The 23,905-nt window shown below is 45.7% G+C and carries 23 protein-coding genes; 14 read left to right on the plus strand and 9 right to left on the minus strand.

The features are described from left to right. The first annotated feature begins 6 nt into the window (after positions 1-6). Together glyS and AAEU32_RS10885 are read left to right on the plus strand one after the other, a co-directional pair. Complete coding sequence (glyS, locus tag AAEU32_RS10880; protein ID WP_421970545.1) at positions 7-2,076, plus strand: glycine--tRNA ligase subunit beta; 2,070 nt, start codon at positions 7-9, stop codon at positions 2,074-2,076. Positions 2,077-2,189: 113 nt separating this feature from the next. After that, positions 2,190-2,636 carry an early set domain-containing protein gene (locus tag AAEU32_RS10885; protein WP_421970546.1) on the plus strand — a complete coding sequence of 149 codons (447 nt, stop codon included), beginning with the start codon at positions 2,190-2,192 and terminating at the stop codon, positions 2,634-2,636. A 29-nt stretch (positions 2,637-2,665) separates the two neighbouring features. On the opposite strand, the gene tusA is transcribed toward AAEU32_RS10885, so the two are convergent. From tusA to fadB, 3 genes are all read right to left on the minus strand, one after another. After that, a complete protein-coding gene (tusA, locus tag AAEU32_RS10890) occupies positions 2,666-2,905 on the minus strand; it encodes a sulfurtransferase TusA (protein ID WP_421970547.1) in 240 nt (79 codons plus the stop codon). Positions 2,906-3,015: 110 nt separating this feature from the next. Beyond that, on the minus strand, positions 3,016-4,179 hold the full coding sequence (fadA, locus tag AAEU32_RS10895) for an acetyl-CoA C-acyltransferase FadA (RefSeq protein ID WP_421970548.1): 1,164 nt from the start codon (positions 4,177-4,179) through the stop codon (positions 3,016-3,018). Between the two features lie 2 nt (positions 4,180-4,181). Then, positions 4,182-6,344 carry a fatty acid oxidation complex subunit alpha FadB gene (fadB, locus tag AAEU32_RS10900; RefSeq protein ID WP_421970549.1) on the minus strand — a complete coding sequence of 721 codons (2,163 nt, stop codon included), beginning with the start codon at positions 6,342-6,344 and terminating at the stop codon, positions 4,182-4,184. 295 nt (positions 6,345-6,639) lie between these two features. Here fadB and AAEU32_RS10905 point away from each other — a divergent pair, with 295 nt between their 5' ends. From AAEU32_RS10905 to AAEU32_RS10920, 4 genes are read left to right on the plus strand one after another with little or no spacing between them, the layout of a single operon-like run. Beyond that, a complete protein-coding gene (locus tag AAEU32_RS10905) occupies positions 6,640-8,535 on the plus strand; it encodes a transglycosylase SLT domain-containing protein (protein ID WP_421970550.1) in 1,896 nt (631 codons plus the stop codon). Positions 8,536-8,594: 59 nt separating this feature from the next. Further along, on the plus strand, positions 8,595-9,917 hold the full coding sequence (gene pepQ, locus AAEU32_RS10910) for a Xaa-Pro dipeptidase (protein ID WP_421970551.1): 1,323 nt from the start codon (positions 8,595-8,597) through the stop codon (positions 9,915-9,917). 51 nt (positions 9,918-9,968) lie between these two features. Continuing rightward, the gene (locus AAEU32_RS10915) at positions 9,969-10,583 is read left to right on the plus strand and encodes a YigZ family protein (protein WP_421970552.1); all 615 of its coding nucleotides are present in this window, start codon (positions 9,969-9,971) and stop codon (positions 10,581-10,583) included. A 39-nt stretch (positions 10,584-10,622) separates the two neighbouring features. Next, positions 10,623-12,074, plus strand: a complete 1,452-nt coding sequence (locus AAEU32_RS10920) for a TrkH family potassium uptake protein (RefSeq protein WP_421970553.1) — start codon at positions 10,623-10,625, stop codon at positions 12,072-12,074. A gap of 171 nt (positions 12,075-12,245) precedes the next feature. On the opposite strand, the gene trkA is transcribed toward AAEU32_RS10920, so the two are convergent. Genes trkA through def form a run of 4 tightly spaced genes read right to left on the minus strand, consistent with a single transcriptional unit; the run spans position 12,246 to position 16,386 of the window. Further along, entirely contained in the window at positions 12,246-13,622 is a 1,377-nt protein-coding gene (gene trkA / locus AAEU32_RS10925) for a Trk system potassium transporter TrkA (RefSeq protein ID WP_421970554.1), read from the minus strand. 7 nt (positions 13,623-13,629) lie between these two features. Then, a complete protein-coding gene (gene rsmB / locus AAEU32_RS10930) occupies positions 13,630-14,913 on the minus strand; it encodes a 16S rRNA (cytosine(967)-C(5))-methyltransferase RsmB (protein ID WP_421970555.1) in 1,284 nt (427 codons plus the stop codon). Then, entirely contained in the window at positions 14,906-15,865 is a 960-nt protein-coding gene (gene fmt, locus AAEU32_RS10935) for a methionyl-tRNA formyltransferase (RefSeq protein ID WP_421970556.1), read from the minus strand. Before fmt ends, rsmB begins: the two co-directional genes overlap by 8 nt. Before the next feature lie 11 nt (positions 15,866-15,876). Continuing rightward, positions 15,877-16,386 carry a peptide deformylase gene (def, locus tag AAEU32_RS10940; protein WP_421970557.1) on the minus strand — a complete coding sequence of 170 codons (510 nt, stop codon included), beginning with the start codon at positions 16,384-16,386 and terminating at the stop codon, positions 15,877-15,879. A gap of 130 nt (positions 16,387-16,516) precedes the next feature. Here def and AAEU32_RS10945 point away from each other — a divergent pair, with 130 nt between their 5' ends. The 6 genes from AAEU32_RS10945 (at position 16,517) to hemF (ending at position 21,421) form a co-directional block, all read left to right on the plus strand. Next, complete coding sequence (locus AAEU32_RS10945) at positions 16,517-17,647, plus strand: LysM peptidoglycan-binding domain-containing protein (RefSeq protein WP_421970558.1); 1,131 nt, start codon at positions 16,517-16,519, stop codon at positions 17,645-17,647. A gap of 45 nt (positions 17,648-17,692) precedes the next feature. Continuing rightward, on the plus strand, positions 17,693-18,814 hold the full coding sequence (gene dprA, locus AAEU32_RS10950) for a DNA-processing protein DprA (RefSeq protein ID WP_421970559.1): 1,122 nt from the start codon (positions 17,693-17,695) through the stop codon (positions 18,812-18,814). A gap of 1 nt (position 18,815) precedes the next feature. Beyond that, positions 18,816-19,289, plus strand: coding sequence for a DUF494 family protein (locus AAEU32_RS10955; protein WP_421970560.1), 474 nt, complete (start codon positions 18,816-18,818; stop codon positions 19,287-19,289). 73 nt (positions 19,290-19,362) lie between these two features. Further along, entirely contained in the window at positions 19,363-19,947 is a 585-nt protein-coding gene (locus AAEU32_RS10960; RefSeq protein ID WP_421970561.1) for a DNA topoisomerase family protein, read from the plus strand. After that, a complete protein-coding gene (gene tsaC, locus AAEU32_RS10965) occupies positions 19,947-20,510 on the plus strand; it encodes an L-threonylcarbamoyladenylate synthase type 1 TsaC (protein WP_421970562.1) in 564 nt (187 codons plus the stop codon). Before AAEU32_RS10960 ends, tsaC begins: the two co-directional genes overlap by 1 nt. A 2-nt stretch (positions 20,511-20,512) precedes the next feature. Further along, entirely contained in the window at positions 20,513-21,421 is a 909-nt protein-coding gene (gene hemF / locus AAEU32_RS10970) for an oxygen-dependent coproporphyrinogen oxidase (protein ID WP_421970563.1), read from the plus strand. 47 nt (positions 21,422-21,468) lie between these two features. Here the strand turns inward: hemF and AAEU32_RS10975 are convergent, their stop codons facing one another. Continuing rightward, complete coding sequence (locus AAEU32_RS10975; protein WP_421970564.1) at positions 21,469-21,927, minus strand: group II truncated hemoglobin; 459 nt, start codon at positions 21,925-21,927, stop codon at positions 21,469-21,471. Positions 21,928-21,953: 26 nt separating this feature from the next. Between AAEU32_RS10975 and aroE the strand changes: the two genes are divergently transcribed. Both aroE and AAEU32_RS10985 read left to right on the plus strand, forming a co-directional pair. Beyond that, entirely contained in the window at positions 21,954-22,775 is an 822-nt protein-coding gene (aroE, locus tag AAEU32_RS10980; protein ID WP_421970565.1) for a shikimate dehydrogenase, read from the plus strand. Next, a complete protein-coding gene (locus AAEU32_RS10985; RefSeq protein WP_421970566.1) occupies positions 22,775-23,014 on the plus strand; it encodes a DUF1488 family protein in 240 nt (79 codons plus the stop codon). The genes aroE and AAEU32_RS10985 overlap by 1 nt, the downstream gene beginning before the upstream one ends. Here AAEU32_RS10985 and AAEU32_RS10990 read toward each other — a convergent pair. After that, a complete protein-coding gene (locus AAEU32_RS10990; RefSeq protein ID WP_421970567.1) occupies positions 22,992-23,543 on the minus strand; it encodes a gamma carbonic anhydrase family protein in 552 nt (183 codons plus the stop codon). The genes AAEU32_RS10985 and AAEU32_RS10990 overlap by 23 nt on opposite strands. Positions 23,544-23,905: the final 362 nt, after the last annotated feature.

Raw genomic sequence — 23,905 nt, forward strand, 5'->3', positions numbered from 1 at the left:
ATTAGTATGTTAAAGCAAAATTTATTAGTAGAAATTGGTACTGAAGAGTTACCACCAAAGTCACTACGTACGCTTGCTCAAGCATTTGCCGATGGCATGAAAGCACAATTAGAAGAACTAAGCCTCTCGCATGATGGCGTACAATGGTATGCATCACCTCGGCGCTTAGGATTGATGGTGCTTCAGCTTGATGAGAAGCAAGAAGATAAAGTTGTCGAGAAACGTGGTCCTGCGGTACAAGCTGCATTTGATGCAGAGGGTAATCCAACCAAAGCAGCGATGGGCTGGGCCCGTGGCTGTGGTATTGATGTAAGTGAAGCTGGTCGCCATGTCACAGATAAAGGTGAATGGCTGTTACACAAAGCCAATGTACCTGGCCAGTCTGTAACGACACTCATCGTTGATGCGATTAGCATTGCACTGAGCAAGTTACCAATCCCTAAGCCAATGCGTTGGGGTGCGAATAAAACGCAGTTTATTCGCCCAGTGCATACTGCAACCGTATTTTATGGCGATACATTGGTTGCAGGTGAAATCCTTGGTAAGCAAGTGAGTAATCAGCTTCAGGGGCACCGTTTCCATCATCCAGAAAAAGTCACCATTAATAACGCCAATGAAGCGCTTGAGCAACTTAAGAAAGCGTACGTTATTGCTGACTATGAAACCCGTAAATCAATGATCCGTAATCAAATTGAAGCTGCTGCAGCAAAATTAGGTGCGGTTGTTGCTATGGATGAAGATTTGCTTGAAGAAGTAACGTCATTGGTAGAGTGGCCAGTTACTTTAACCGCGTCATTTGAAGAAAGCTTCTTGGCGGTACCGGATGAAGCACTGATTTATACTATGAAGGACGACCAAAAGTACTTCCCTCTGTTGGATCAAGACGGCAAGCTAATAAACAAATTCTTGTTTGTTTCAAACATCGAAAGTAAAGAGCCAAGTGTTGTAATTGCGGGTAACGAAAAAGTTGTACGTCCACGTTTGGCGGATGCTCAGTTCTTCTTCGAAACAGATAAGAAGAAAACGTTGGGAAGCCGTTTGGAGTCACTGGGTACGGTGTTATTCCAAAAGCAACTTGGTACGCTCAAAGACAAGTCTGAGCGCATCAGTGCATTATCGGGTTACATTGCTGAGCGATTAGGTGCGGATAAAGCATTAGCTGAGCGCGCAGGTTTGCTAAGTAAAACCGACTTAATGACCGAAATGGTGATGGAATTCACTGACGTTCAAGGTGTAATGGGTATGCACTACGCGCGTCACGATGGCGAAGATGAGGCTGTCGCTGTCGCGATGAATGAACAGTACATGCCACGCTTCTCTGGTGATGATTTACCGCATTCACAAATTAGCTGTGCAGTCGCGCTTGCTGATAAGTTTGATACCTTAGTGGGAATTTTCGGTATTGGTCAGGCACCAAAAGGTGACAAAGACCCGTTTGCACTTCGACGTGCAGCCATCGGTGCCTTGCGTATCATGGTCGAGAAGCAACTTCCTCTAGATGTGCTTGATATTGTGGCAAAAGCGCAAGCGTTATTCGGTGATAAGCTGAGCAACAACAATGTTGCTGACGAAGTATTCGAATTCTTACTGGGGCGCTTTCGCACGTGGTATCAAGAGCAAGGTATCGAAGTGGATGTCATCCAAGCAGTCCTTGCGCGTCGTCCATCAAAACCATTGGACTTCGACTTACGCGTAAAAGCGGTGAGTCACTTCCGTACATTGGAGCCAGCTGAAGCATTAGCGGCGGCGAACAAGCGTGTAGGTAACATCTTAACGAAGAATGATGTGCAAGAAGCCGGTGCTATTGAGCAAAGCTTGCTACTCGAAGCGCCAGAGAAAGCCCTTGCTGAACAGGTTGCAGCGTATCAAGCTAAATTAGCTCCACTGTATGAGCAGGGTGATTACCAAAACGCATTGAGCGAACTGGCAAATATTCGTCAAAGTGTGGATGACTTCTTCGATAACGTGATGGTTATGGCTGAAGATGAAGCGATTAAACGTAACCGTTTAGCGTTATTGTCTCAATTGCAGGGGTTATTCCTGCAAGTTGCGGATATTTCGGTATTGCAAAAGTAATGAACATTTATCATGTTTAGTACAAAAGCCAGCATAAAGCTGGCTTTTTCCGTTGAAGCCGTAGCGCTAATTTTTTAGACTGTAATCACTGCCCCAATTTTGGAAAAACAATAATGAAAGCAAAACTATCCCTCGCGCTAGCGACTCTATTTTTAGGAGCGTGTTCGAGCACCGTAACTCTTGATGATATCGTGCCTGCTGAAGAGGTGAACAAGCCGCTTTATTTACGTGGTGACTTTTCATTGTGGGATGCGCAGCCTGAGTATCAAATGCAGAAAGTAGCACCTGCTATTTATGAGACAAAAATCAATTTGTCGACGCCGGGTAAGGCATACGAATTTAAAATAGCTGACGCCAATTGGAGCGAAAACTATAACTGTGGCTACCTTGATGAAGGTTTGGATAAGCAGTTGGAGATTGGTTTGCCTGTTCAAGCAGACTGTAACAGCGTTTACAATTACTTTAGTTTTACGCCAGCAGAGGAAGGTTGGTATAAAATATCAATTAACTTTTCGCGCTTCAGTAAACCACTGGTAACCGTGAATCAAGTGTTTGAATAACAAATATAAAGTTAACTAAAAGAGGGCTGTTAAAGCCCTTTTTTGATCAAGTATTGATAAGGCAGTTGCGCCGTTTGTTGGGCGATAAGAGTGTGATCCATAAAGCGACAAAAGCTCGGGATATCACGGGTCGTGGAAGGGTCATCTGCGGTAATAAGCAAGGTTTCGCCTTCGCTCATTTTGCGCACGGTGCCGCGCACCATCATTACCGGTTCAGGGCAACGCAGGCCAATGGCATCTAGAACGTGATCCGCTGTATCAAAACTCATATAAGAAACTACTTGCTTAGTAAAACGACTATTTTACCCAAACTTTGAGCAAGAAAAAAGGCGAGGGCACAGTTGTGCATCCCGCCTTTTTGTCACCAAGAATAGAGCGGTTATGGGCGCTCAAATACTGTTGCGATACCCTGACCTAAACCAATACACATGGTAGCAAGGCCATATTTGGCGTCTTTTTCTTCCATGATGTTGATAAGCGTCGTGCTGATACGAGAACCCGAACAACCTAGAGGGTGGCCCAGAGCGATTGCACCACCATTGAGATTCACTTTCTCATCTACTTTATCAAGCAGACCAAGGTCTTTAAGAACGGGTAAAGATTGTGCTGCGAAGGCTTCATTCAGCTCTGCAACATCAATGTCATCAATGGTGATACCAGCCATTTGCAGCGCTTTCTTACTTGCTGGGACTGGACCATAACCCATGATTGATGGATCGCATCCAGCAACAGCCATTGATTTAACGCGTGCGCGAATTGGTAAGCCAAGTTCGTTCGCTTTATCTTCGCTCATTACCAACATTGCTGATGCACCATCTGATAATGCAGATGAAGTGCCCGCGGTGACGCTGCCCGATGCTGGGTTAAATACAGGGCGAAGTTGCGATAGACCCTCAACCGTCGTTTCCGGACGAATAACTTCATCGTCTTCAACCAAGGTGAGTGCGCCATTTTCGTCATGGCCTTCCATTGGTAGAATTTCATTCTTAAATCGACCTTCAACGGTTGCGGCATGAGCTCGCTGATGAGAACGTGCGCCGAACTCATCTTGCTGTTGACGGCTAATACCATGCAATGTTGCAAGATATTCTGCTGTTAAACCCATCACCCCAGCTGCTTGCGCTACAGACGTTGCAAGGCCCGGGTGGAAGTCATTACCATGAGTCATTGGAACGTGACCCATATGCTCCACACCACCGATTAAGTAAGTGTCGCCTGCACCTGTCATGATTGCGCGAGCGGCATCATGAAGTGCTTGCATTGACGAGCCACATAAACGGTTTACTGTTACAGCCGGAACTGTGTGAGGAATACCTGCTAGCAGCGCAGCGTTGCGGCCAACATTAAATCCTTGCTCAAGTGTCTGTTGCACACATCCCCAATAAATGTCGTCAATTGATGCAGGATCAACCGCAGGGTTGCGCTCTAGAAGACCTTTCATCAAGTGCGCGCTTAAGTCTTCAGCACGCTTATGACGGAATACACCATTTTTAGAACGACCCATCGGGGTACGAATACAATCTACGATGACAACGTTTTTCATGATTATTGTCCCTCCACTTGATAAAACACACGGCCTTGTTCGGCCCACTGACGGGTCTCGTCAGACACTTGGTAAATAGCACCTAGGTGCGCGTACTTATCGGCAGTAGCCACAAAGTTTGCAAGACCAATTTGGTCTAGGTAGCGGAATACACCGCCTCTAAATGGAGGGAAACCAATACCATATACGAGTGCCATATCTGCTTCTTGTGCAGATGCGACAATGTTTTCTTGTAAGCAAAGTAGTACTTCATTGATCATCGGTACCATACAGCGGTCGATGATTTCTTGCTTATCTAGCTCTTTTTCACCATCGAATAAAGGTGCAATTAGCTCCAATGCCGCAGCATCTTGACTCTTCTTCAAGCGACCGCGTCGATCTGGTGCATAGCTGTAGAAGCCTTTACCATTTTTCTGACCAAAACGTTCAGCGTTGGCCATGATGGTAACTGGGTCTTTTTCTTGGCGAGCCATACGCTCAGGGAAACCTTCAGCCATCACTCCGGTACAATGGAATGCAGTGTCGATACCAACAACATCTAGTAGGTAGGCAGGACCCATTGGCCAGCCAAATACGTTCTCCATGACCTTGTCGATTTTGCTAAAGCTTACGCCTTCACTCACCATTTTGCTGAAACCAGCAAAATAAGGGAACAATACACGGTTCACAAAGAAGCCCGGGCAATCATTAACAACGATTGGAGACTTACCAAGTTTCAATGCATAGTCCACGACAGCGTTGATGGTTTGCTCTGAGGTTTTTTCACCACGAATGATTTCAACAAGGGGCATACGCGGAACCGGGTTGAAAAAGTGCATACCACAGAAGTTTTCTGGCTTATCCAGAGCTGTAGCAAGTTCATCAATGCGGATAGTTGAGGTGTTCGAAGTCAGCACTGTACCTGCGGGCATTGATTTCTCAAGGTCGCTTAGGACGGCTTTCTTCACATTTGGATTTTCTACGACTGCTTCAACAATAATGTCGGCTTGCGCAACGTCAGCATCATTGAGTGTCGGTTTGATTTTGCCCAGCACTCCCACCATTTTATCCATGCTCATGTGGCCGCGTTTTACTTTTTTGCCGAGCAACTTCGCAGCTTCACCCATACCAAGATCAAGGGCACCTTGGTTGATGTCTTTCATGATAATCGGTGTGCCTTTGTAAGCAGACTGATAGGCAATACCGCCACCCATGATACCTGCACCGAGCACTGCGGCTTGATTGATTTTAGTATCGCTGCTTTTAGCTAGTTTTTTAGCTTTGCCTTTGATGTATTGGTCGTTCAGGAAAATACCGGTAAGCGCAGCTGCTTCTTTGGTTTTTGCAAGCTTTGCAAAGTTAGCATTTTCCAGCGCCATGGCTTCGTCACGGCTCATGTTTGCAGCTGCTTTAATGGTTTTAACCGCCATAACTGGTGCAGGGTAATGACCTTTGGTCTTGCCCATTACTAGACCTTCAGCCATCGCAAAACTCATGCCTTGCTCGACTTTGTTCATCTTCAGAGGCGCTTGTTTTTGCGCACGACGTTGTTGCCAATCGAGCTTGCCAGCGATTGCTTGCTCGAGCATACCAACACATGCAGCAACTAATTTTTCACCTGCGACAACAGCATCAACAGCGCCTACTTTGAGGGCATCATTAGCTCGGTTTTCTTGGCCTGTGGTGATCCATGTCATGGCATTATCAGCACCAATAATACGAGGTAAGCGTACTGTGCCACCAAATCCCGGCATAATGCCTAGCTTGGTCTCAGGCAAGCCAATTTTTGCACTGTCACTTGCTACGCGAAAGTCTGTTGCAAGCACCCACTCACAGCCACCACCTAGTGCCATGCCATTAATTGCACTGACTGTTGGGAAAGGTAAGTCTTCAAGTGCGTCAAATACATCGGTGGCGTTCTTTATCCAGCCAATTAACTCTTCTTCTGGGCGTTGGAAAGTTGGTAAAAATTCGAAAATATCAGCGCCAACAATGAAGTGATCTTTATCACTAGTGAACACCATACCTTTGATGTCATCACGTTGGGCTAATTCTTTAATTGCCTGATGGCAATCGCTGAGGGTTTGCTGAGAAAGTTTGTTTACTGAACCTGGTACGGTGAACTTAAACTCGGCAATTTGGTCCTTTATAAAAGAAACTACAAAGGAATCGCTCTGAAATATCATGGGTATCTCCCTTTGTTTCACATGAAACTGGTACGATGAGTTGGTTGTCCGATCAGTGTCGCGTCTTTACATACAAAATGCAATGAAAATTTAAAGTTAAAATTTACATGTGGTTAAAATTCATTGCCGTTTAAGATGCGACCAAAACATGTTTTAACGCGATTATTACAGCTCAAAACTTACTCATATATAGTACAGTTAGTAAGGAGTAACAGACTTATTTGCGACAGTGCGCCTTTTTAGCCTGATTGGCTTCTTCACTGTCGGACATTGATTAATGAATACTGGAACTAGCATGAATCGACTTTTTCATACTTTGCTGGCCGCCTCCTTATTGCAATTTAGCAATGCCGTTATTGCCAGTAGCGACAATGATGACTTCTTAAAAGCTGAGCGTGTAGCACGCTCGGGTAACTACAGCGAGTTTAAACGCTTATCAAGCCAATTAGACCACCCGTTGAAGCCCTATGTTGAACTCGCTTTTTATAAAAATTATCCACACATCAAGTATCAAACCGAAATAGAACAGTTTTTACAGATCTACCAAAACACCCCGTTAGAATGGCCAGTGAGAGAGGCGTGGTTGAAGTACTTGGCGAAAAAAGGCAAAAAGGAACAATTTGTTGCCAACTATTCACAGACTTCAGATGTAGAACTTAAGTGTTTATACCTAGATTATCAGTGGCAGTTGGGCGATGTGCCAAAAGAAGCAATCCTAGCGCAAGTTGATGAGATTTGGGTGGTAGGTAAGTCACAGCCAAAAGCGTGTGACACGCTCTTTGCTCATTGGCAAAAGGCAGGAAGACAAACTCCTGAGCGGGTATGGCAGCGCATTGATTTGGCCGTTAAAGAAGGTCAATATCGTTTAGCGACTTACTTGCAGGCACAGCTTCCGCAGGACAAACGCTACCTTGCAGATTTATACATTACAATCAGGCGTGACCCCAGTGCTGCCGCGGGGCTGTATCGGTATAAGAATAAATCTGCTGAAGAAGCAGAGATAGCTGTATACGGCATTAAGCGTTTGTTATGGCGAAATCCTGATTTAGCGCGGCGGGCGTGGGACAAGCTTGAGCAGATGTTTAGCTTTTCACAACAGCAGCAAAACTCTGTGCACTATGCATTTGCCTATGCACTGGCTGTTAAACGACATGATGAGGCACGCTTTTGGCTTAATAAGGTGCCATACGAGCAGCATGACGACAAACTCATGCGTTGGCATCTTGCCAATATGCTTAGAGAGCAAGATTGGCCTGCAATTATCGCCTATTTTACCCCAAGAAATAGAGGCAAGCTTAAATCCAGTTATCAGTATTGGTTGGCATACAGTTATTTCCGTCAAAATAAGAATCAGCTTGCCAATGATATCTGGCTAAAGTTGGCGCAGGAGCGTGACTATTATGGTTTCTTGGCTGCGGCTCGTTTGGGCATGCCTGTTAATTTAAATAGCCAAACTTTAATGCTTCCTCCAGGCCTCAAAGAGAAGGTAGAACTTGCGCCTGGGTTTAAACGAGCGAATGCGTTTTATGAGCTTGATAGGATCACGAGTGCGCGTCGCGAGTGGAATTACCTTATTGATACCTCGAGCAATGCTGAGAAGCTGGCGGCTTCGGTATTGGCATCTGAATATGGGTGGCATGACCACGTTATTGTTACCCTCGCGCAAATGAAAGCGTGGGACTATGTGGATTTGAGATTCCCTGATGCTTATGTTGATTTGTTTGAGCGATACAGCTCACGCAATAAAGTCGACTTTGATTGGAGTATTGCAATTGCTCGCAGAGAAAGTTCGTTTGCGCGAGATGCGCGCTCTAGCGCCAATGCGCGAGGTTTAATGCAGCTGTTGCCGAGCACCGCTAAATACATGAACCGCAGTTCCATTGCGACTCGGCGTTTGTATGAGCCAAGCACGAATATCAATCTTGGAACAAAGTATCTGAAGTACCTAGAAGGCAAAAATAAAGGCAACCAAATATTGGCAACGGCGTCTTACAATGCTGGTTATCACAAGGTGAAAAAATGGATACCCGATCAGCCTATGCCCGCAGAAATCTGGATTGAGCTCATTCCATACCGAGAAACCCGAGATTACGTAAAAAATGTCTATGCTTATCGTCAAGTTTACTTGGCAAAACAGGGTAAAGAAGACAATGTATTGGCGCCGATATTGGATATGAGCATTGGTGGTTAGCCCCAGCAGTGGCGGCTATGTTAGACTGGACAGATAATTATTAGCAAAGTGGGTGATACATGAATACATTAGCGGTGTTATACGCTGAACATATTGCAACCTTGCAAAAGCGAACGCGCGAGATTACTGAGCGCGAAAACTTAGATGGAATCGTTATTCATTCTGGGCAGGCTAAACGCCAGTTCCTTGATGATATGTACTATCCGTTCAAGGTGAATCCCCAGTTTAAAGCGTGGTTGCCAGTAATTGATAATCCCCATTGTTGGATTGTTGCTAATGGCGCAGACAAGCCAAAGTTAATTTTCTATCGTCCAGTGGACTTCTGGCACAAGGTACCAGATGAGCCAAATGAGTATTGGGCAGATTATTTTGATATTGAGTTGCTGACTAAGCCTGATCAAGTTGAAAAACTGCTGCCTTACGATAAGGCTCGTTATGCTTATATTGGTGAGTATTTAGAAGTTGCTCAGGCGCTTGGTTTTGAACAAATTAACCCTGAGCCGGTAATGAATTACTTGCACTATCATCGTGCATATAAGACGCAATATGAGTTGGCGTGTATGCGTGAAGCAAACAAGTTGGGCGTTGCTGGTCACAAAGCCGCGCGCGATGCGTTCTATGCCGGTAAATCTGAGTTTGAAATTCAGCAAGCTTACTTGATGGCAACACAACATAGTGAGAATGATACGCCGTATGGCAATATCGTTGCACTGAATGAGAACTGCGCTATTTTGCACTACACGCATTTCGATAAGAGAGCGCCACAGCAACATCGTTCATTCTTGATTGATGCTGGTGCTAACTTCAATGGCTATGCGTCAGACATTACCCGTACTTACGACTTTGCTCGTCAAGGGGAATTCGCCGAGCTGATCCAGGTGATGACTGAACACCAGATTGCACTTTGTAATTCACTGGCTCCGGGTAAGCTCTATGGTGAACTTCATCTAGATTGCCACCAACGTGTGGCGCAAGTGTTGAGCGACTTTAAGATAGTTAACTTGCCAGCAGAGCAAATCGTTGAAAAGGGGATTACCTCAACGTTCTTCCCTCATGGTTTAGGTCACCACATTGGCTTGCAAGTGCATGATGTAGGTGGGTTTATGGCAGACGAGACAGGTACGCATCAAGCGCCACCTGAGGGCCATCCATTCTTGCGTTGTACACGCAGAATTGAGGCGAATCAGGTGTTCACTATTGAGCCAGGTCTGTACTTCATCGATTCATTACTCGGTGATTTGGCGGCGACTGATAATAAGCAGTTCTTAAACTGGGATAAGATTGCCGAGCTTAAACCATTTGGTGGTATTCGCATCGAAGACAACATTATTGTTCATGAAGAGAGTCTTGAGAACATGACTCGAGAGTTGTCGCTCGATTAATTTACTATTTCGGCGAAGAGGAAATCTCTTCGCCTTTATCTAATCATTTTTATGTCTGAATACGCCTTTCCTGCTCATCCTCTGAGTTACGAAGAAGAAATTAAAAAAAGTACCTTCATAGTGCACATTGCCCATACTCCTGATGTGGATAGTGCCAAGGCATTTATCAGTGAAATTAATCGCCAATATCCAGACGCGCGTCATAATTGTTGGGCGTATGTGGCCGGTGCTCCTGGAGGCAGTCATGTGTATGGTTTTTCTGATGATGGAGAGCCTAATGGCACCGCTGGAAAACCGATGTTGAATGTTTTGCAAGGCAGTGGCCTTGGTGAAATATGTGCCGTTACAACGCGTTATTTCGGTGGTATAAAGTTAGGCACAGGTGGTCTCGTGCGTGCCTATGGCGGCACACTGAATAATGCGCTGGTGCAATTACAAACTCAGATAAAAGTGCCGAGTGTGGAGTTAACAGGCGACAGTGACTATGCTCTACAAGGGCAAATAGAACAATGCCTTAACTCGAAATATCAGGTTTTGAGCGTGGATAAGGAGTATGGTGGACATATTGCATGGCATATTCGCATTGATGCGCGCCAAGCAAAAGCTGCCATACAAGATATTTTTGATTTAAGTCACGGCACTGTTGAGTTAAAAATAAAACAGTAAGACAATAACATGCATACAAAAACAACGTTGATGCGCTAGATGCAATATCGGACGATAATAAAGATACTCGGCCAATTGGTGGCTTTATTTAGTATCACCATGATACCGCCTGCTTTGGTTTCTTTAATTTATAAAGACGGTGGTGGCCTTCCTTTTATTCTCGCATTTGTTTTTAGCGTTATCGCGGGCTTGTTTGCTTACTATCCTAACCGTGACGAGCGGGGCGACCTTAAAGCGCGTGAAGGGTTCCTTATTGTTGTCTTGTTTTGGCTGGTTCTAGGGGCGTTCGCATCCTTACCGCTGATCTTTCTTGATGCACCAAAATTGTCTTTTGCCGATGCGGTATTTGAAGCATTTTCTGGTCTAACGACGACGGGTGCGACCGTTCTTACCGGTATTGAGTATCTACCCAAGTCAGTTCTTTTTTATCGCCAGCAATTGCAGTGGTTAGGCGGCATGGGGATCATCGTACTCGCTGTTGCTGTACTGCCAATGCTTGGCGTCGGTGGTATGCAGTTATATCGAGCGGAAACGCCTGGACCGGTTAAAGACTCAAAAATGACCCCAAGAATCGCCGATACGGCCAAGCACCTTTGGTATATTTATGTATCGTTGACGCTAGCGTGTACTTTAGCCTATTGGGTTGCGGGCATGAGTTGGTTTGACGCCATTTGCCATGCTTTCTCAACCATAGCAATAGGTGGATTTTCTACCTACGATGCTTCTATGGGGTACTTTGACAGCCCGATCATAAATATTATTTGTGTGGTGTTTTTGCTTATCGCGGCCATTAATTTCTCACTGCATTATGCCGCTGTAGCATCGCGTAGCCCAAGGATATATTTGCGCGATCCGGAGTTTAAAGCGTTCTTTTTCATTCAAGCGGCACTGATTATTATTTGCTTCGCAGTGCTTTCATCCAACAATATTTACGCCAATGGTGATGAAACCTTAGATCAAGCTATGTTCCAAGCAGTGTCTATTAGCACCACGGCAGGTTTTGCCACCGACAACTTCTCTGCATGGCCGCTGTTTTTGCCAATCCTACTTATATTCTCGAGTTTTATTGGTGGGTGTGCAGGCTCGACAGGCGGTGGTATGAAGGTTGTTCGCGTATTTTTACTTTATCTTCAAGGTATTCGTGAGCTGAACCGTTTGGTTCACCCTCGGGCAATCTACTCAATTAAGCTGGGCAGAAAAGCGCTACCAGATAAAGTGGTAGAAGCTGTGTGGGGATTCTTCTCTGCCTATGCATTAGTGTTTGTGATTATCATGATCAGTTTGATGGGCACAGGCCTAGATAACATTACAGCGTTCTCTGCAACAGCCGCGTGCTTGAACAACTTGGGCCCAGGATTGGGCGAAGTGGCAGCGCACTATGGTGACATTAGCGATACTGCAAAGTGGATTTTGACTTTGGCTATGGTGTTTGGTCGTTTGGAGATATTCACTTTGTTAGTGCTGTTCACACCAACATTTTGGCGTGGGTGAGACACGGTCGCTTTAGCGGCTAAGAGTGACTTAACGTCACTCTTAGAGTGTCGAACGCGAGGGCGTGGATGCCCGAGCCGGGCCCAAACGTCAGGATGACTTTTTATCACAAGCACTTACTTCAAGCGCCATACAGGTCACTCTTAGAGTGTCGAACGCGAGAGCACCTAATTATAAGAACATTGCGCTTACTTGGAACAGCTTCTCGACAACGTGAATGTGTTTCTTATCAATTAAGAACATGATTACGTGGTCTCCACTTTGGATAACCGTGTCATCATGAGCAATCAGCACATCTTCGTTACGTACAATAGCTCCAATTGTCGCTCCCGGCGGTAGCTTGATGTCAGCAATGGCGCGACCGACTACTTTAGAGGTGTTTTCATCACCATGAGCAACCGCTTCAATGGCTTCCGCTGCACCTTTTCGCAATGAGTACACATTGACGATATCGCCGCGACGAACATGGGTCAGCAGTGCAGAAATAGTCGCCTGTTGGGGCGATATGGCGATATCAATCTCACCACCTTGCACCAAATCAACATAGGCACCGCGCTGGATTAATACCATGGTTTTTTGAGCGCCCATGCGTTTTGCAAGCATCGCCGACATGATGTTCGCTTCATCGTCATTGGTAACGGCGATAAATACATCAACTTGTTCTATGTGCTCTTCAGAGAGTAACTCTTGGTCTGACGCATCACCACAGAATACTACGGTATCATCAAGCATTTCCGACAGTTGCTCTGCACGGCTAGGGTTGCGCTCGAGGAGCTTCACACTGTGGTTCTTCTCCAGAGAACGAGCGAGACCTGCGCCGATATTACCACCACCTGCAATCATGATTTTCTTGTATGAGCGCTCTAGCTTTTGTAGCTCACTCATAACGGCACGAATATGCTTGGTAGCAGCAATGAAGAACACTTCATCGTCCGCCTCTATGACGGTTGTGCCCAGCGGCTTAATCGCTTTGCCTTGGCGATAAATGGCGGCAACACGGGTTTCTACGTTAGGAATATGTTCCTTGAGAGCAGAGAGCGCATAACCAACAAGTAGACCACCGTAGTAAGCTTTTACTGCAACGAGCGATAACTTCCCGTCTGCAAATTGTAAAACTTGAAGCGCGCCAGGGTAATCAATTAGACGACGAATATATTTGGTTACCAAGGCTTCAGGAGCGATGTAGTGATCAACGGGCAAGTCATCATTGTGGAAGAGTTGTTGGCGATATCTTAAGTATTGCTCAGAGCGAATACGCGCAATTTTAGTGGGCGTATTAAAAATACTGTAAGCCACCTGACATGCGACCATATTCACTTCATCTGAGCTAGTTACAGCGATGATCATATCTGCATCTTCAGCGCCAGCTTTGCGCAGCACATCGGGGTGAGCACTGTGTCCGTTTACCCCTTGTAAGTCGTACTTATCTTGTAGTTCGCGCAAGCGATCACCATCGATGTCGACTACGGTGATCTCATTTTGCTCACCAACTAGGTTTTCAGCTAATGTTCCACCTACTTGGCCCGCGCCTAAGATGATAATTTTCATGGCAATATCACTGTTTTATTATTTTTGCGTAGTAAAAGCCGTCAGTGTTCCCCGGCAACATCTGCCACCCAGGATTATCTACAGTATCATGTTCATTTAGTGGCACATGTTTCGCATCGTCGTACTTGGCGAGAAAGCTTTTCATTTGCTGTTGGTTCTCTTCACTTAGCACAGAACAGGTGGCATATAACATCACGCCGCCGGGTTTAAGCAAAGGCCAAATCGCATCTAAAATTTGTGCTTGTAGCTTCGCAAGCTCGTCGATATCCGTGCCTCGACGTAACCACTTTATATCAGGATGACGGCGAATAACACCCGTCGCTGAGCAAGGAACATCAAGTAATACACGGTCAAACTGTTCGCCATCATGCCAGTCATTTACATCTTCAGCGTTTGCACATTTAAGTTGTGCGCGTAAGTTCATGCGCTCAAGATTTTCTTCAACACGCTCTAAACGCTGCGCATCGGCATCAAGTGCAACAACGCGAGCATCCGCTAACTCTAAAATATGGCATGTCTTACCGCCAGGCGCGGCGCAAGCGTCAAGAATGTACTCGCCATCTTGTGGTTCGAGCAATCTGGCTGCCTGTTGGGCAGCGGCATCTTGAACTGAACACGCGCCTCGTTCAAATTCTGGTAACGCATATACATCCATGGCTTTGGTCAGGCGAATCGCATCAACGCATCCATCGTCCAATGAAAAATCAATGCCTTTGGCTGTTAGTTTCGCAGCGTACTGCTCTCGGCTGTTTATGCGATTATTGGCTCGCAACCACATGGGGGCTTGTTGTTGATTATTATCAATAATCGTTTCCCATACATCTGGATAATCGCGCTTGAGCTTTTTGATAAGCCAGCCGGGGTGATTAAATTTGCAGGCATCAATTTGCATGGCTTGCTCTTCAAGCACTGACTGATGGCGTTGGAAGTTGCGCAAAACAGCATTAACCAACCCTTTGAGCCCTGGTGCACGCATTGATTTCAATGCGTTTACAGTCTCTGCTACTGCGGCATGTTCGGGTACGCGCATGTGTTGGAGCTGATACAAGCCAACATACAAAAGGAACTGAAAAACACGATTTTTACCCTTGAGTGGCTGTTCTAAAAGCTGTTGGCAATAGAATTCTAGGCTCGGTAAATAACGCAGTACACCGAAGCACATTTGCTGCATTAGCGCTTTGTCTTGAGGGTTTAAATCACGGTTGTATCGAGGTAGAGCTGTTGATAACGACACGCCTTTATCTACCACGTGAAACAACGTGTGCGCCGCTTGGGCGCGCACATTACTCATTGTCTTTGTCCGGTTGAGTAGCGAGTGAAGAGCCAATTTCAACCCACTGAGCTCGGCCGTTAAGGAAATCTTGTGCTGACATCGGTTTTTTGCCCTGAGGCTGAAGCTGGGTGATACACAAGGCACCCTTGGCACACGCAACCACAATGCCCGATTTGTCTGCGCTTAAAATAGTACCCGGTATGCCGGTTTGCTGTTCTACATGGGCTTGCCACACTTTAACCGTATTACCAGCCATTTCAGTGTAGCTGACGGGCCAAGGGTTAAACGCTCGTACGTTACGCTCAAGCTGCTCGGCATCTAGTTGCCAATCCAATAGTGCTTCTTGCTTAGATAGTTTTTTCGCATAGTTAGCAAGGTTGTCATCTTGTTTTTGTGGCGTGATTGACTCTATGTTTGCGAGCGTCTCTACCAACGATTTAGGGCCTAGCTCAGCCAGTTTTGCGTATAGTGATGTTGATGTTTCGTCCGAGTTTATAGAGCAGCGGCTGATTGATAGCATGTCGCCGGTGTCTAAACCTTCATCCATTTGCATGATAGTCACACCCGTCTCATCATCACCGGCCCAAATTGCGCGCTGTATCGGCGCAGCACCGCGCCAACGTGGCAAGATAGAGCCGTGTACGTTGATGCAGCCTAGTTTCGGGGTGTCGAGAATGCTCTTGGGTAATAACAGGCCATATGCCACCACAACCATGATGTCAGCATTAAGTTCAGCCAGTGTTTGCTGAGCTTCATCACTTTTCAGTGTCTGTGGCTGAAAAACTGGTAAGTCATGGGCTAATGCAAGCTCTTTTACTTCACTAGCCTTGAGCTTTTTACCTCGCCCAGCAGGGCGGTCTGGTTGGCTGTATACCCCAACAATCTCATGTTCAGAGTCGATGAGAGCCTGCAAGTGGCGCGCAGCAAAATCCGGAGTACCGGCAAATACAATGCGTAATGGATGAGTCACTATCAGTCCCTTTAAGCTTTAGCTGCTAAGCGAGCTTCTTTCTCAAGCTTTTTACGAATACGTTGGCGCTTTAATGGCGATAGGTAATCGATGAATAGCTTGCCCATGAGGTGATCAAGCTCGTGCTGAATACAAATTGCTAGTAAGCCGTCTGCGTCTAAAGAAAATTCTTCACCTTTTTCGTTCAAGGCTTTCACTGTCACTGTTTCAGCGCGGTCTACCTTGGCATACGAATGAGGTACAGACAAGCAGCCTTCTTCGCTAACCGTTGAGCCATCTTTGTGAGTAATTTCAGGATTGATCAAGATGATTGGTTCGTCGCGTTCCTCAGATACATCTATCACCACTATGCGTTGATGGATATCGACTTGCGTTGCCGCTAGACCGATACCATTTTCGTCATACATGGTTTCTAACATGTCTTGAGTAATTTTGCGAACGCTGTCGTCAACATGCTCAACTGGCTTTGCAACAGTGCGTAAACGTTCATCTGGGAACCTAAGTACTTCTAAAAGTGCCATAATTGCCTTATTAAAAATTGTGCTATATATCTGGTATTGTGTTATGTTTTTATTTTAGCCATTCGTGTGCACCTTTAACAGGTTATTAGGTAATAATTATAATAAAACAAGCTTTAGGAAGCTCATTACAATGATTAAACAGCTATCAGCTGCCGTATTTGCTCTTACGGTCGCTTTTCCATCTTTAGCAGATGTTTTAGCCGTCAAAGAAGACGCTCCGGAACAATACGTAGTTAAAAAGGGAGATACGTTGTGGGATATCTCTGCTATTTATTTGGATAAGCCTTGGCTGTGGCCAGAGCTTTGGCAAATGAACCCGCAGGTAGACAATCCACACCTTATCTATCCTGGTGACACGCTTTATCTCGTCTATGACGCTCAGGGTAACCCGCGTCTGGTGAGTGAGCGACCTGATAACTACCAAAAACTGTCTCCGCATGGCCGTAAAACGCTTAAACGAGATGCAGTTCCGACGATATCGCTTGAGCTTCTGCGTCCATTCTTAACGTATGAACAAGCGCTTAGCGAAGACGAAATCAACGCTGCCCCTTATGTGTTAGGTGCAAACGAAAATGTGAAACGCTCTACACAGGGCCACATTCTTTACGTTAAGGGCGACCTTGAGCGTAACCGCAGCTATGCTATCTACCATAAAAATCGCCCATATACAGACCCGCAAACTGAAGAGTTGCTTGGTTATGAGGTGAAGCTGGTGGCAACAGCAAAAGCGTTTCGCAGTGGTAATGTAGAGGAAGGCGTTCCAGCTTCCATCTTTGTTGATGGTGTTAAACGCGAAATTAACGCTGGGGATTTCCTGTTGCCTGTTAACCAAGGGCAAAACTTACCTGCTACATTCATCATGAGTCGCCCGGATGTAAATATCGATGGCGAAATCATCGCTTCTTCGAACGAACTTCGAGAGTTCAGTCAAATGGACATCGTGGTATTGAACCGAGGCTTTGTTGACGAAGTGAAAGCGGGCCATATGTTTGATATTCGTCGTCAGTCACCAACTGTAATTGATGGTCGAGAAGGTCCAAAGTATAAAGAAGACTCAAGTACTTATGAGAAGTTCATGTCTAACGTAGAGGGGGCATTTAGCTCTGATGATAAGAACCACTCTGATGATAGAACATGGACAATGCCTAAGGAAAAAGTAGGCGAGCTAATGGTACTTAAAGCTGAAGAACGTGTTAGCTATGCCATTATCACAAAAACAATGCGACCCATCCGTGTGGGCGATGTTGTAAGCGTTGAATAAGGCGCTTATCACCTAAAGATTTTGGGTTGTGCTCAAGGAGGGAGCATGGCGCAGAGTTATCCAATCCAGTCGGCCTCTTGTGAGGCCGATTTACTTTATGCCGACGCCTGTTTATTTGGCTTATCCAGAGTGCATGGGCTTGGTGCAAAGTCATTAAATGCGCTTCTTAAGCAGTTTTCATTCATACAATTGGTGTGTGAACCAGAGGCTCTGTTAGAGCAGGGGTTAAATCCTGCACTTATCAATAAGCTAGCAGCAATTAATTTGGACAGTCTAACAACTCAATTAGCAGAGTATCGGCAGCAGAGTATTTCGGTCATTAGCATGGCCAGTCCATTTTATCCTACCTTACTGTTTGAGTTGCCCGATCCGCCACCACTACTATTTTGTCATGGGGATGTCGCCCTACTCGAGCAACAGCAAATCGCCATTGTAGGGAGCAGAGGAGCAAGTGCCGCGGGGATGCGCCATGCCTTCAATTTGGCAGCAGATCTAAGTCGTGCTGGTATGGTTATTACCTCTGGTTTGGCAATGGGTATCGATACTCAGGCTCACGTGGGGGCCCTCAATCATTATGGTTCCACGATTGCGGTACTCGGTACAGGAGTTGATGTTTGCTACCCAAGGCGCAATCAAGCGGTGTGGTCGCAAATTGCTGAACAAGGTTTACTAGTAAGTGAGTTCTTGCCGGGCACGGTAGCTAAAGCGCAACACTTTCCACGTAGGAATCGCATTATCGCAGGATTGAGCTTAGCCACTGTGGTTATCGAAGCTGAGCAAAAAAGTGGGTCGTTAATCACAGCTGAGCTGGCGATGGACTACAACCGTGAAGTGATGGCCATGCCCGGAGCCGTAAATAACCCCTATTCCAAAGGGTGTCATGCCCTGATTAAGCAAGGCGCTGCATTAATAGAAAATAGTACGGATGTTCTTAATGAATTAGGTTGTTCATTGCAAAAGGGTCTATATATTAATAATGAGGAAGAGAAAAAAGAGGATAACAATACATTACTTGGCCATATTGGTTATGAGACGACGACTATTGATGAGATAGCCAGCCGCTCTGGGTTGCCAATCGCGCAGTTAGTAACGCTATTAATAGACTTAGAAATCGAAGGCCACATTGTGAGTACTTCGGGCGGGTATACGAGAATAGGGGGCGGCTAAAATGTTTGATATCCTGATGTATTTATTTGAAAACTACATTCATAGCGAAAGTGAAATCTTCGTAGAAGAAAATGCACTCACTGATGAACTCATTAAAGCAGGGTTCAACACCCCAGAAATATACAAGGCGTTAGATTGGCTCGAACAGCTGGCGCAGCTGCAATATAGCGATGAATGTCCATACCTCCACAACGCGCCTAGTGCGGCGTGTCGCATTTATACCAGCGAAGAGAGTGTAAAACTAGATACTCAATGCCAAGGCTTTTTACTTTTCTTGGAGCAAGTGGGTGTTATCACCAGCACAACAAGAGAAATGGTTATTGATAGGGCGATGGCACTTGATCACGCGCGTATCGCGTTAGAGGATCTGAAGTGGGTCGTACTCATGGTGCTGTTGAGCGTGCCAGGGCAAGAGCATGCTTATGCGCAAATGGAAGACCTTATATTTGATGATCCTAATCCAACACTGCATTAAGCTTGATCTTCGCTGCGCTGTCAGTATATTGAGCGCACATTAACCAGTAGGTACCCCAATAGGGAGTGTGTGCATGAGTAAAATAGATCATTCTTTATTTAACGCTAACAAGCATGCCTTAGAAAAAGAGTATGACGTTTGCCCTGATTGCGGTAGTGAGTTAGTGATGCGCCACTCCAAGTCGGGCGCTTTTTTGGGGTGTGCCAGTTATCCTGCATGTCACTTCATCCGCCCCCTGCATCAGCATGATACAAGCACAATCAAAGTCCTTGATGATAATCCGTGCCCCCAGTGTCAGTCCCCCCTAGCAGTCAAAAATGGTCGTTTTGGTATGTTCATTGGCTGTACGAATTTCCCTCAATGCCATTATATTGCCTCTGGGCATGAGGATGACGAGCCACAAGAGTCACTTCCAACGTGCCCGAAGTGCAAAAAAGGGGAGTTGGTTCAACGAAGTAACAAAACTGGAAAAGCGTTTTATTCTTGCGATGCATACCCTAAATGCAAGTACAGTCTCAATTACCCTCCGGTGCCTGTGGCATGTGAAAAATGTAATTGGCCAGTGATGATGAGGCGCAACTTTGCCGAGGGAGCTATGTTACAATGCCCGCAAAAGTCGTGTGGGCATAAACAGCCCGACAATTTGGAGAACTCATAGTGAGTGACGCTGAACAACCCAAGACAGCCTTGAGCAGCCTGCAGCAAGGTGAAGTCATATTGTATCCCACAGAAGCCGTATATGGCCTAGGTTGTGATCCTATGAATGAACAAGCTGTGCAGGCATTATTGGCAATGAAACAACGACCTGTAGAAAAAGGCTTGATCTTAATCGCTGACAACTACGGGCAATTGCTGCCTTATGTTGCTGACAGTAAAATTCCAATGGATAAACGAACGGATATCTTTTCACAGTGGCCTGGTGCTATCACATGGGTAATGCCGGCATCTACAAGCGCTCCGAAATGGTTAACGGGGGCATTCGATTCTATTGCCGTTCGTGTGAGCGCCCACCCGACAGTAAAACGTTTGTGCCAAGAATTCGGTGGTCCCATTGTTTCAACTAGCGCCAATGTGAGTGGCCAAGCACCAGTTACGACTGTGGCGCAAGGGCGGGAAACCTTTGGAGATAAGGTGGGATTTTATCTAGATGAGCCACTGGGTGGAGCTACTGCGCCCAGCATAATAAAAGACGCGATGACCTCACAGGTTCTAAGAGGATAACGATGCATTCTGAGTTACTGACTCAAGTCAAAGCTTACTTAATGGCACTACAAGATAAAATTTGTGCTGAACTAGAGCTCGCAGATGGCGGTGCCAAGTTTGTTGAAGACGCATGGCAACGTGCAGAAGGTGGTGGGGGGCGAACCCGTGTCATTCGTGATGGCAATGTTATTGAGCAAGGTGGAGTAAATTACTCTCATGTATTTGGTGCATCGATGCCAGCTTCCGCCACTGCTCATCGACCTGAGCTTGCAGGGCGCAGTTTCCATGCGTGCGGCGTGTCATTAGTCATTCACCCAAAAAACCCGCATATTCCAACAAGCCATGCGAACGTACGATTCTTTATCGCTGAAAAAGAAGGTGAAGAGCCAATTTGGTGGTTCGGCGGTGGTTTTGACTTAACACCATTTTATCCTCAGCGTGAAGATGTTCAGCATTGGCATCGAGTAGCGCATGACTTATGTGCACCGTTTGGTGATGATGTTTATCCAAAGTACAAAAAATGGTGTGATGAATACTTCTACCTAAAACATCGTGATGAAACACGCGGTGTGGGTGGTTTGTTCTTTGATGATCTCAATGAATGGGGCTTTGAGCGCAGTTTTGAGTTTATGCAAGCGGTTGGCGATGGTTATCTTGATGCCTATTTGCCGATTATCGCTAAACGCAAGGACACTCCATATGGTGACTCACAGCGCCAATTCCAATTATATCGCCGTGGTCGATATGTTGAGTTTAATCTGGTCTGGGATAGAGGAACCTTGTTTGGTTTGCAAACGGGTGGTCGCACTGAATCAATATTGATGTCGATGCCGCCATTGGCCAGATGGGAATATGACTTCAAGCCTGAGCCTAATTCACCAGAGGCTGAGCTTTACAGTGAATACTTAAAACCCCAACAGTGGTTATAACAGACTCAGTAGAAACAAATTAAACGCGGCTTCAATGCCGCGTTTTTTTAATCGTCTGTATTTATCATGTGTGTTGCTAGTTGCGACAGTGATTGTCGTAAACCCTCGCGTAGTACCGGGTTATCGATCTCTATATCTAAGGCCTTATTCATGCAGTACATCCATTGATCACGCAACGCAGGTGTCACGGCGAACGGCATATGGCGTTTGCGTAACATCGGGTGACCATACTTTTCTACAAACAGATCAGGCCCTCCCAACCAGCCGGATAAAAACTCAAAGAACACCTCTCTAATTCTATCGAGTGGCTGAGGGTGCATATCATATAAAGGTTTGGCGTACTCATCGCTGGCCATAATGTCATAGAATCTATTTGCCAACGCCTTTGCCCCTTGCTCGCCACCCATTAATTCATATGGAGTGCGTTCGACACTTGGGTGCTCAGTTGTCGTGGGTTGAGATTTTTTTGCATCTTTGTTCAAGATGCGTTTTAGTAACTGCTTCATAGCACGCCTGCATTAAAGGAAAAACAATGGATAAATACGCGGTGTTTGGTAACCCGATTGCGCATTCTAAATCCCCCTTGATTCACCATGCTTTTGCCAAGCAGCTCGGGGAGGAGATTGAATACGAGCGCATTTTAGCACCGCTCGAGGGCTTTGTTGACTGTGCCAAGACATTTTTTGAACAAGGAGGGCGTGGAGCTAATGTGACTTTGCCATTTAAGGAGCAAGCCTTTACCTTGGCAGATACTTTATCAGAGCGAGCGCGGCTTGCCGGAGCAGTTAACACGCTTATTGCAACACCAGATAATGAGCTGGTAGGCGATAATACTGACGGTATAGGGTTAGTCAGTGATTTACAGAGGGTCTATGGCCCATTAGAAAATACACGAGTGTTACTAATTGGTGCTGGCGGTGCTGCAAAAGGAGCCGTATTACCACTGTTGGAGTCTGGGGTTGCTCAACTGCATATTGTTAATAGGACGGTATCAAAGGCTGAGCAAATTGCGCATAAAGTGGAACACTTCAAAAATGTCAGTTATGAAGGTTTAGGCAATAAAAACGTTAGAAGTTGGGATATCATCATTAATTCAACATCTTCCAGCGTTAGTCATGATCTTCCGGGGATTGATGGCAGCTACTTAGAAGGAGTGCAGCTCGCATATGATATGTACTACAGCGATGTGCCAACATCCTTTAATCAATGGGCTCGCTCAATCAATCCGAGCATTGATACGGCTGACGGTATTGGTATGCTGGTGGGCCAAGCCGCACATGCATATCAACTTTGGCGTGGGCAAATGCCATCAGTTGAGCCTATAATAGCAGCGCTAAAAGAAGGGCAGTTATAATGAACCAAGCAATCCAATTTGTAGACAGAGTAGAATATGACAACGGTGTAATGACTTTTTATGCCATGGTGAGCGGCTTGCTTTTGCCTTGCGTTATCGAACTTGGGATTAACGAGCGAAGCGATGCGTTAGCGCACTTTGCGCAGCACCGCTTCGACTATGAAGAGATTGCAGAATCTCTTATTGAAGATGAAGAATATGGGGAAGATGGAATTGTTAAAGTGAAGTCACTGGCTTAACTTCAGTTATATACTCATCTTTAAGGCGCACATAATTGTCTGCCGATACCTTTAAGAAAGCGCGTTCACTCTCTGTTAGTGGCCGTGCTTTTTTTACAGGGCTGCCTACATATAGATAACCAGACTCCAAAGTTTTGTTGGGTGGCACTAGCGCACCGCCGCCAATGATCACATCATCCTCAACAACCACATTGTCCATCACAATCGCCCCCATTCCAACCAAGATGCGATTACCAAGAGTACAACCATGTAACATTGCCTTGTGACCCACGGTGACATCTTCGCCAATAATAAGAGGGTAACCACTAGGGTTTGCCGTACTTGAGCGAGTTAAATGCAGCACCGTTCCATCTTGAATATTTGAGCGCTTGCCAATGCGCATAAAGTTAACATCACCGCGTGCGGCGACAAGAGGCCAGATACTCGCATCTTCTGCGATTTCTACATCACCAACAATAACTGCTGAGTCGTGCACATAAGCGCTAGGGTGGATGACTGGAGATTTACCTTTATAACTTTCGATACTCATAGTGGGTTCCTACTGTTTTAGCACCTCTATATGGAATTGACCTCACTCTAGCGAGCTACTGAGCAATTCGCAATAAAACAATGGCTGGACAAAAAACACTCGGCTCTTATATAAACATAGCGCCAACAAGGTAATAAAGACGTTAAAAACGTAGTAAAAGTGTATCTATCGGCCGCTTTTTGCGCGAACGATCCATTTTTAGCAATTTTCTTTAAAAAAGGGGTTGCGTCGAAATCGAATCTCCCTATAATGCGCATCCACCGACACGGCGGACTGCTTACAAACAAGCGATACGACGAGTTGGTTGAGTCAAGTAAAACTGAGTTTTAAGAAACTTTAAACTTTCTCAAAATTAAGTGTTG

Origin of the sequence: Pseudoalteromonas maris, assembly GCF_049257235.1 — a bacterium.
In the GTDB taxonomy this organism is placed as follows: domain Bacteria; phylum Pseudomonadota; class Gammaproteobacteria; order Enterobacterales; family Alteromonadaceae; genus Pseudoalteromonas.

Bases quoted from the DNA above. Each gene is read 5' to 3' on its own strand.
- glyS (WP_421970545.1), top strand. From the start codon at position 7: ATGTTAAAGCAAAATTTATTAGTAGAAATTGGTACTGAAGAGTTACCA.
- AAEU32_RS10885 (WP_421970546.1), top strand. From the start codon at position 2,190: ATGAAAGCAAAACTATCCCTCGCGCTAGCGACTCTATTTTTAGGAGCG.
- tusA (WP_421970547.1), bottom strand. From the start codon at position 2,905: ATGAGTTTTGATACAGCGGATCACGTTCTAGATGCCATTGGCCTGCGT.
- fadA (WP_421970548.1), bottom strand. From the start codon at position 4,179: ATGAAAAACGTTGTCATCGTAGATTGTATTCGTACCCCGATGGGTCGT.
- fadB (WP_421970549.1), bottom strand. From the start codon at position 6,344: ATGATATTTCAGAGCGATTCCTTTGTAGTTTCTTTTATAAAGGACCAA.
- AAEU32_RS10905 (WP_421970550.1), top strand. From the start codon at position 6,640: ATGAATCGACTTTTTCATACTTTGCTGGCCGCCTCCTTATTGCAATTT.
- pepQ (WP_421970551.1), top strand. From the start codon at position 8,595: ATGAATACATTAGCGGTGTTATACGCTGAACATATTGCAACCTTGCAA.
- AAEU32_RS10915 (WP_421970552.1), top strand. From the start codon at position 9,969: ATGTCTGAATACGCCTTTCCTGCTCATCCTCTGAGTTACGAAGAAGAA.
- AAEU32_RS10920 (WP_421970553.1), top strand. From the start codon at position 10,623: ATGCAATATCGGACGATAATAAAGATACTCGGCCAATTGGTGGCTTTA.
- trkA (WP_421970554.1), bottom strand. From the start codon at position 13,622: ATGAAAATTATCATCTTAGGCGCGGGCCAAGTAGGTGGAACATTAGCT.
- rsmB (WP_421970555.1), bottom strand. From the start codon at position 14,913: ATGAGTAATGTGCGCGCCCAAGCGGCGCACACGTTGTTTCACGTGGTA.
- def (WP_421970557.1), bottom strand. From the start codon at position 16,386: ATGGCACTTTTAGAAGTACTTAGGTTCCCAGATGAACGTTTACGCACT.
- AAEU32_RS10945 (WP_421970558.1), top strand. From the start codon at position 16,517: ATGATTAAACAGCTATCAGCTGCCGTATTTGCTCTTACGGTCGCTTTT.
- dprA (WP_421970559.1), top strand. From the start codon at position 17,693: ATGGCGCAGAGTTATCCAATCCAGTCGGCCTCTTGTGAGGCCGATTTA.
- AAEU32_RS10955 (WP_421970560.1), top strand. From the start codon at position 18,816: ATGTTTGATATCCTGATGTATTTATTTGAAAACTACATTCATAGCGAA.
- AAEU32_RS10960 (WP_421970561.1), top strand. From the start codon at position 19,363: ATGAGTAAAATAGATCATTCTTTATTTAACGCTAACAAGCATGCCTTA.
- hemF (WP_421970563.1), top strand. From the start codon at position 20,513: ATGCATTCTGAGTTACTGACTCAAGTCAAAGCTTACTTAATGGCACTA.
- AAEU32_RS10975 (WP_421970564.1), bottom strand. From the start codon at position 21,927: ATGAAGCAGTTACTAAAACGCATCTTGAACAAAGATGCAAAAAAATCT.
- aroE (WP_421970565.1), top strand. From the start codon at position 21,954: ATGGATAAATACGCGGTGTTTGGTAACCCGATTGCGCATTCTAAATCC.
- AAEU32_RS10985 (WP_421970566.1), top strand. From the start codon at position 22,775: ATGAACCAAGCAATCCAATTTGTAGACAGAGTAGAATATGACAACGGT.
- AAEU32_RS10990 (WP_421970567.1), bottom strand. From the start codon at position 23,543: ATGAGTATCGAAAGTTATAAAGGTAAATCTCCAGTCATCCACCCTAGC.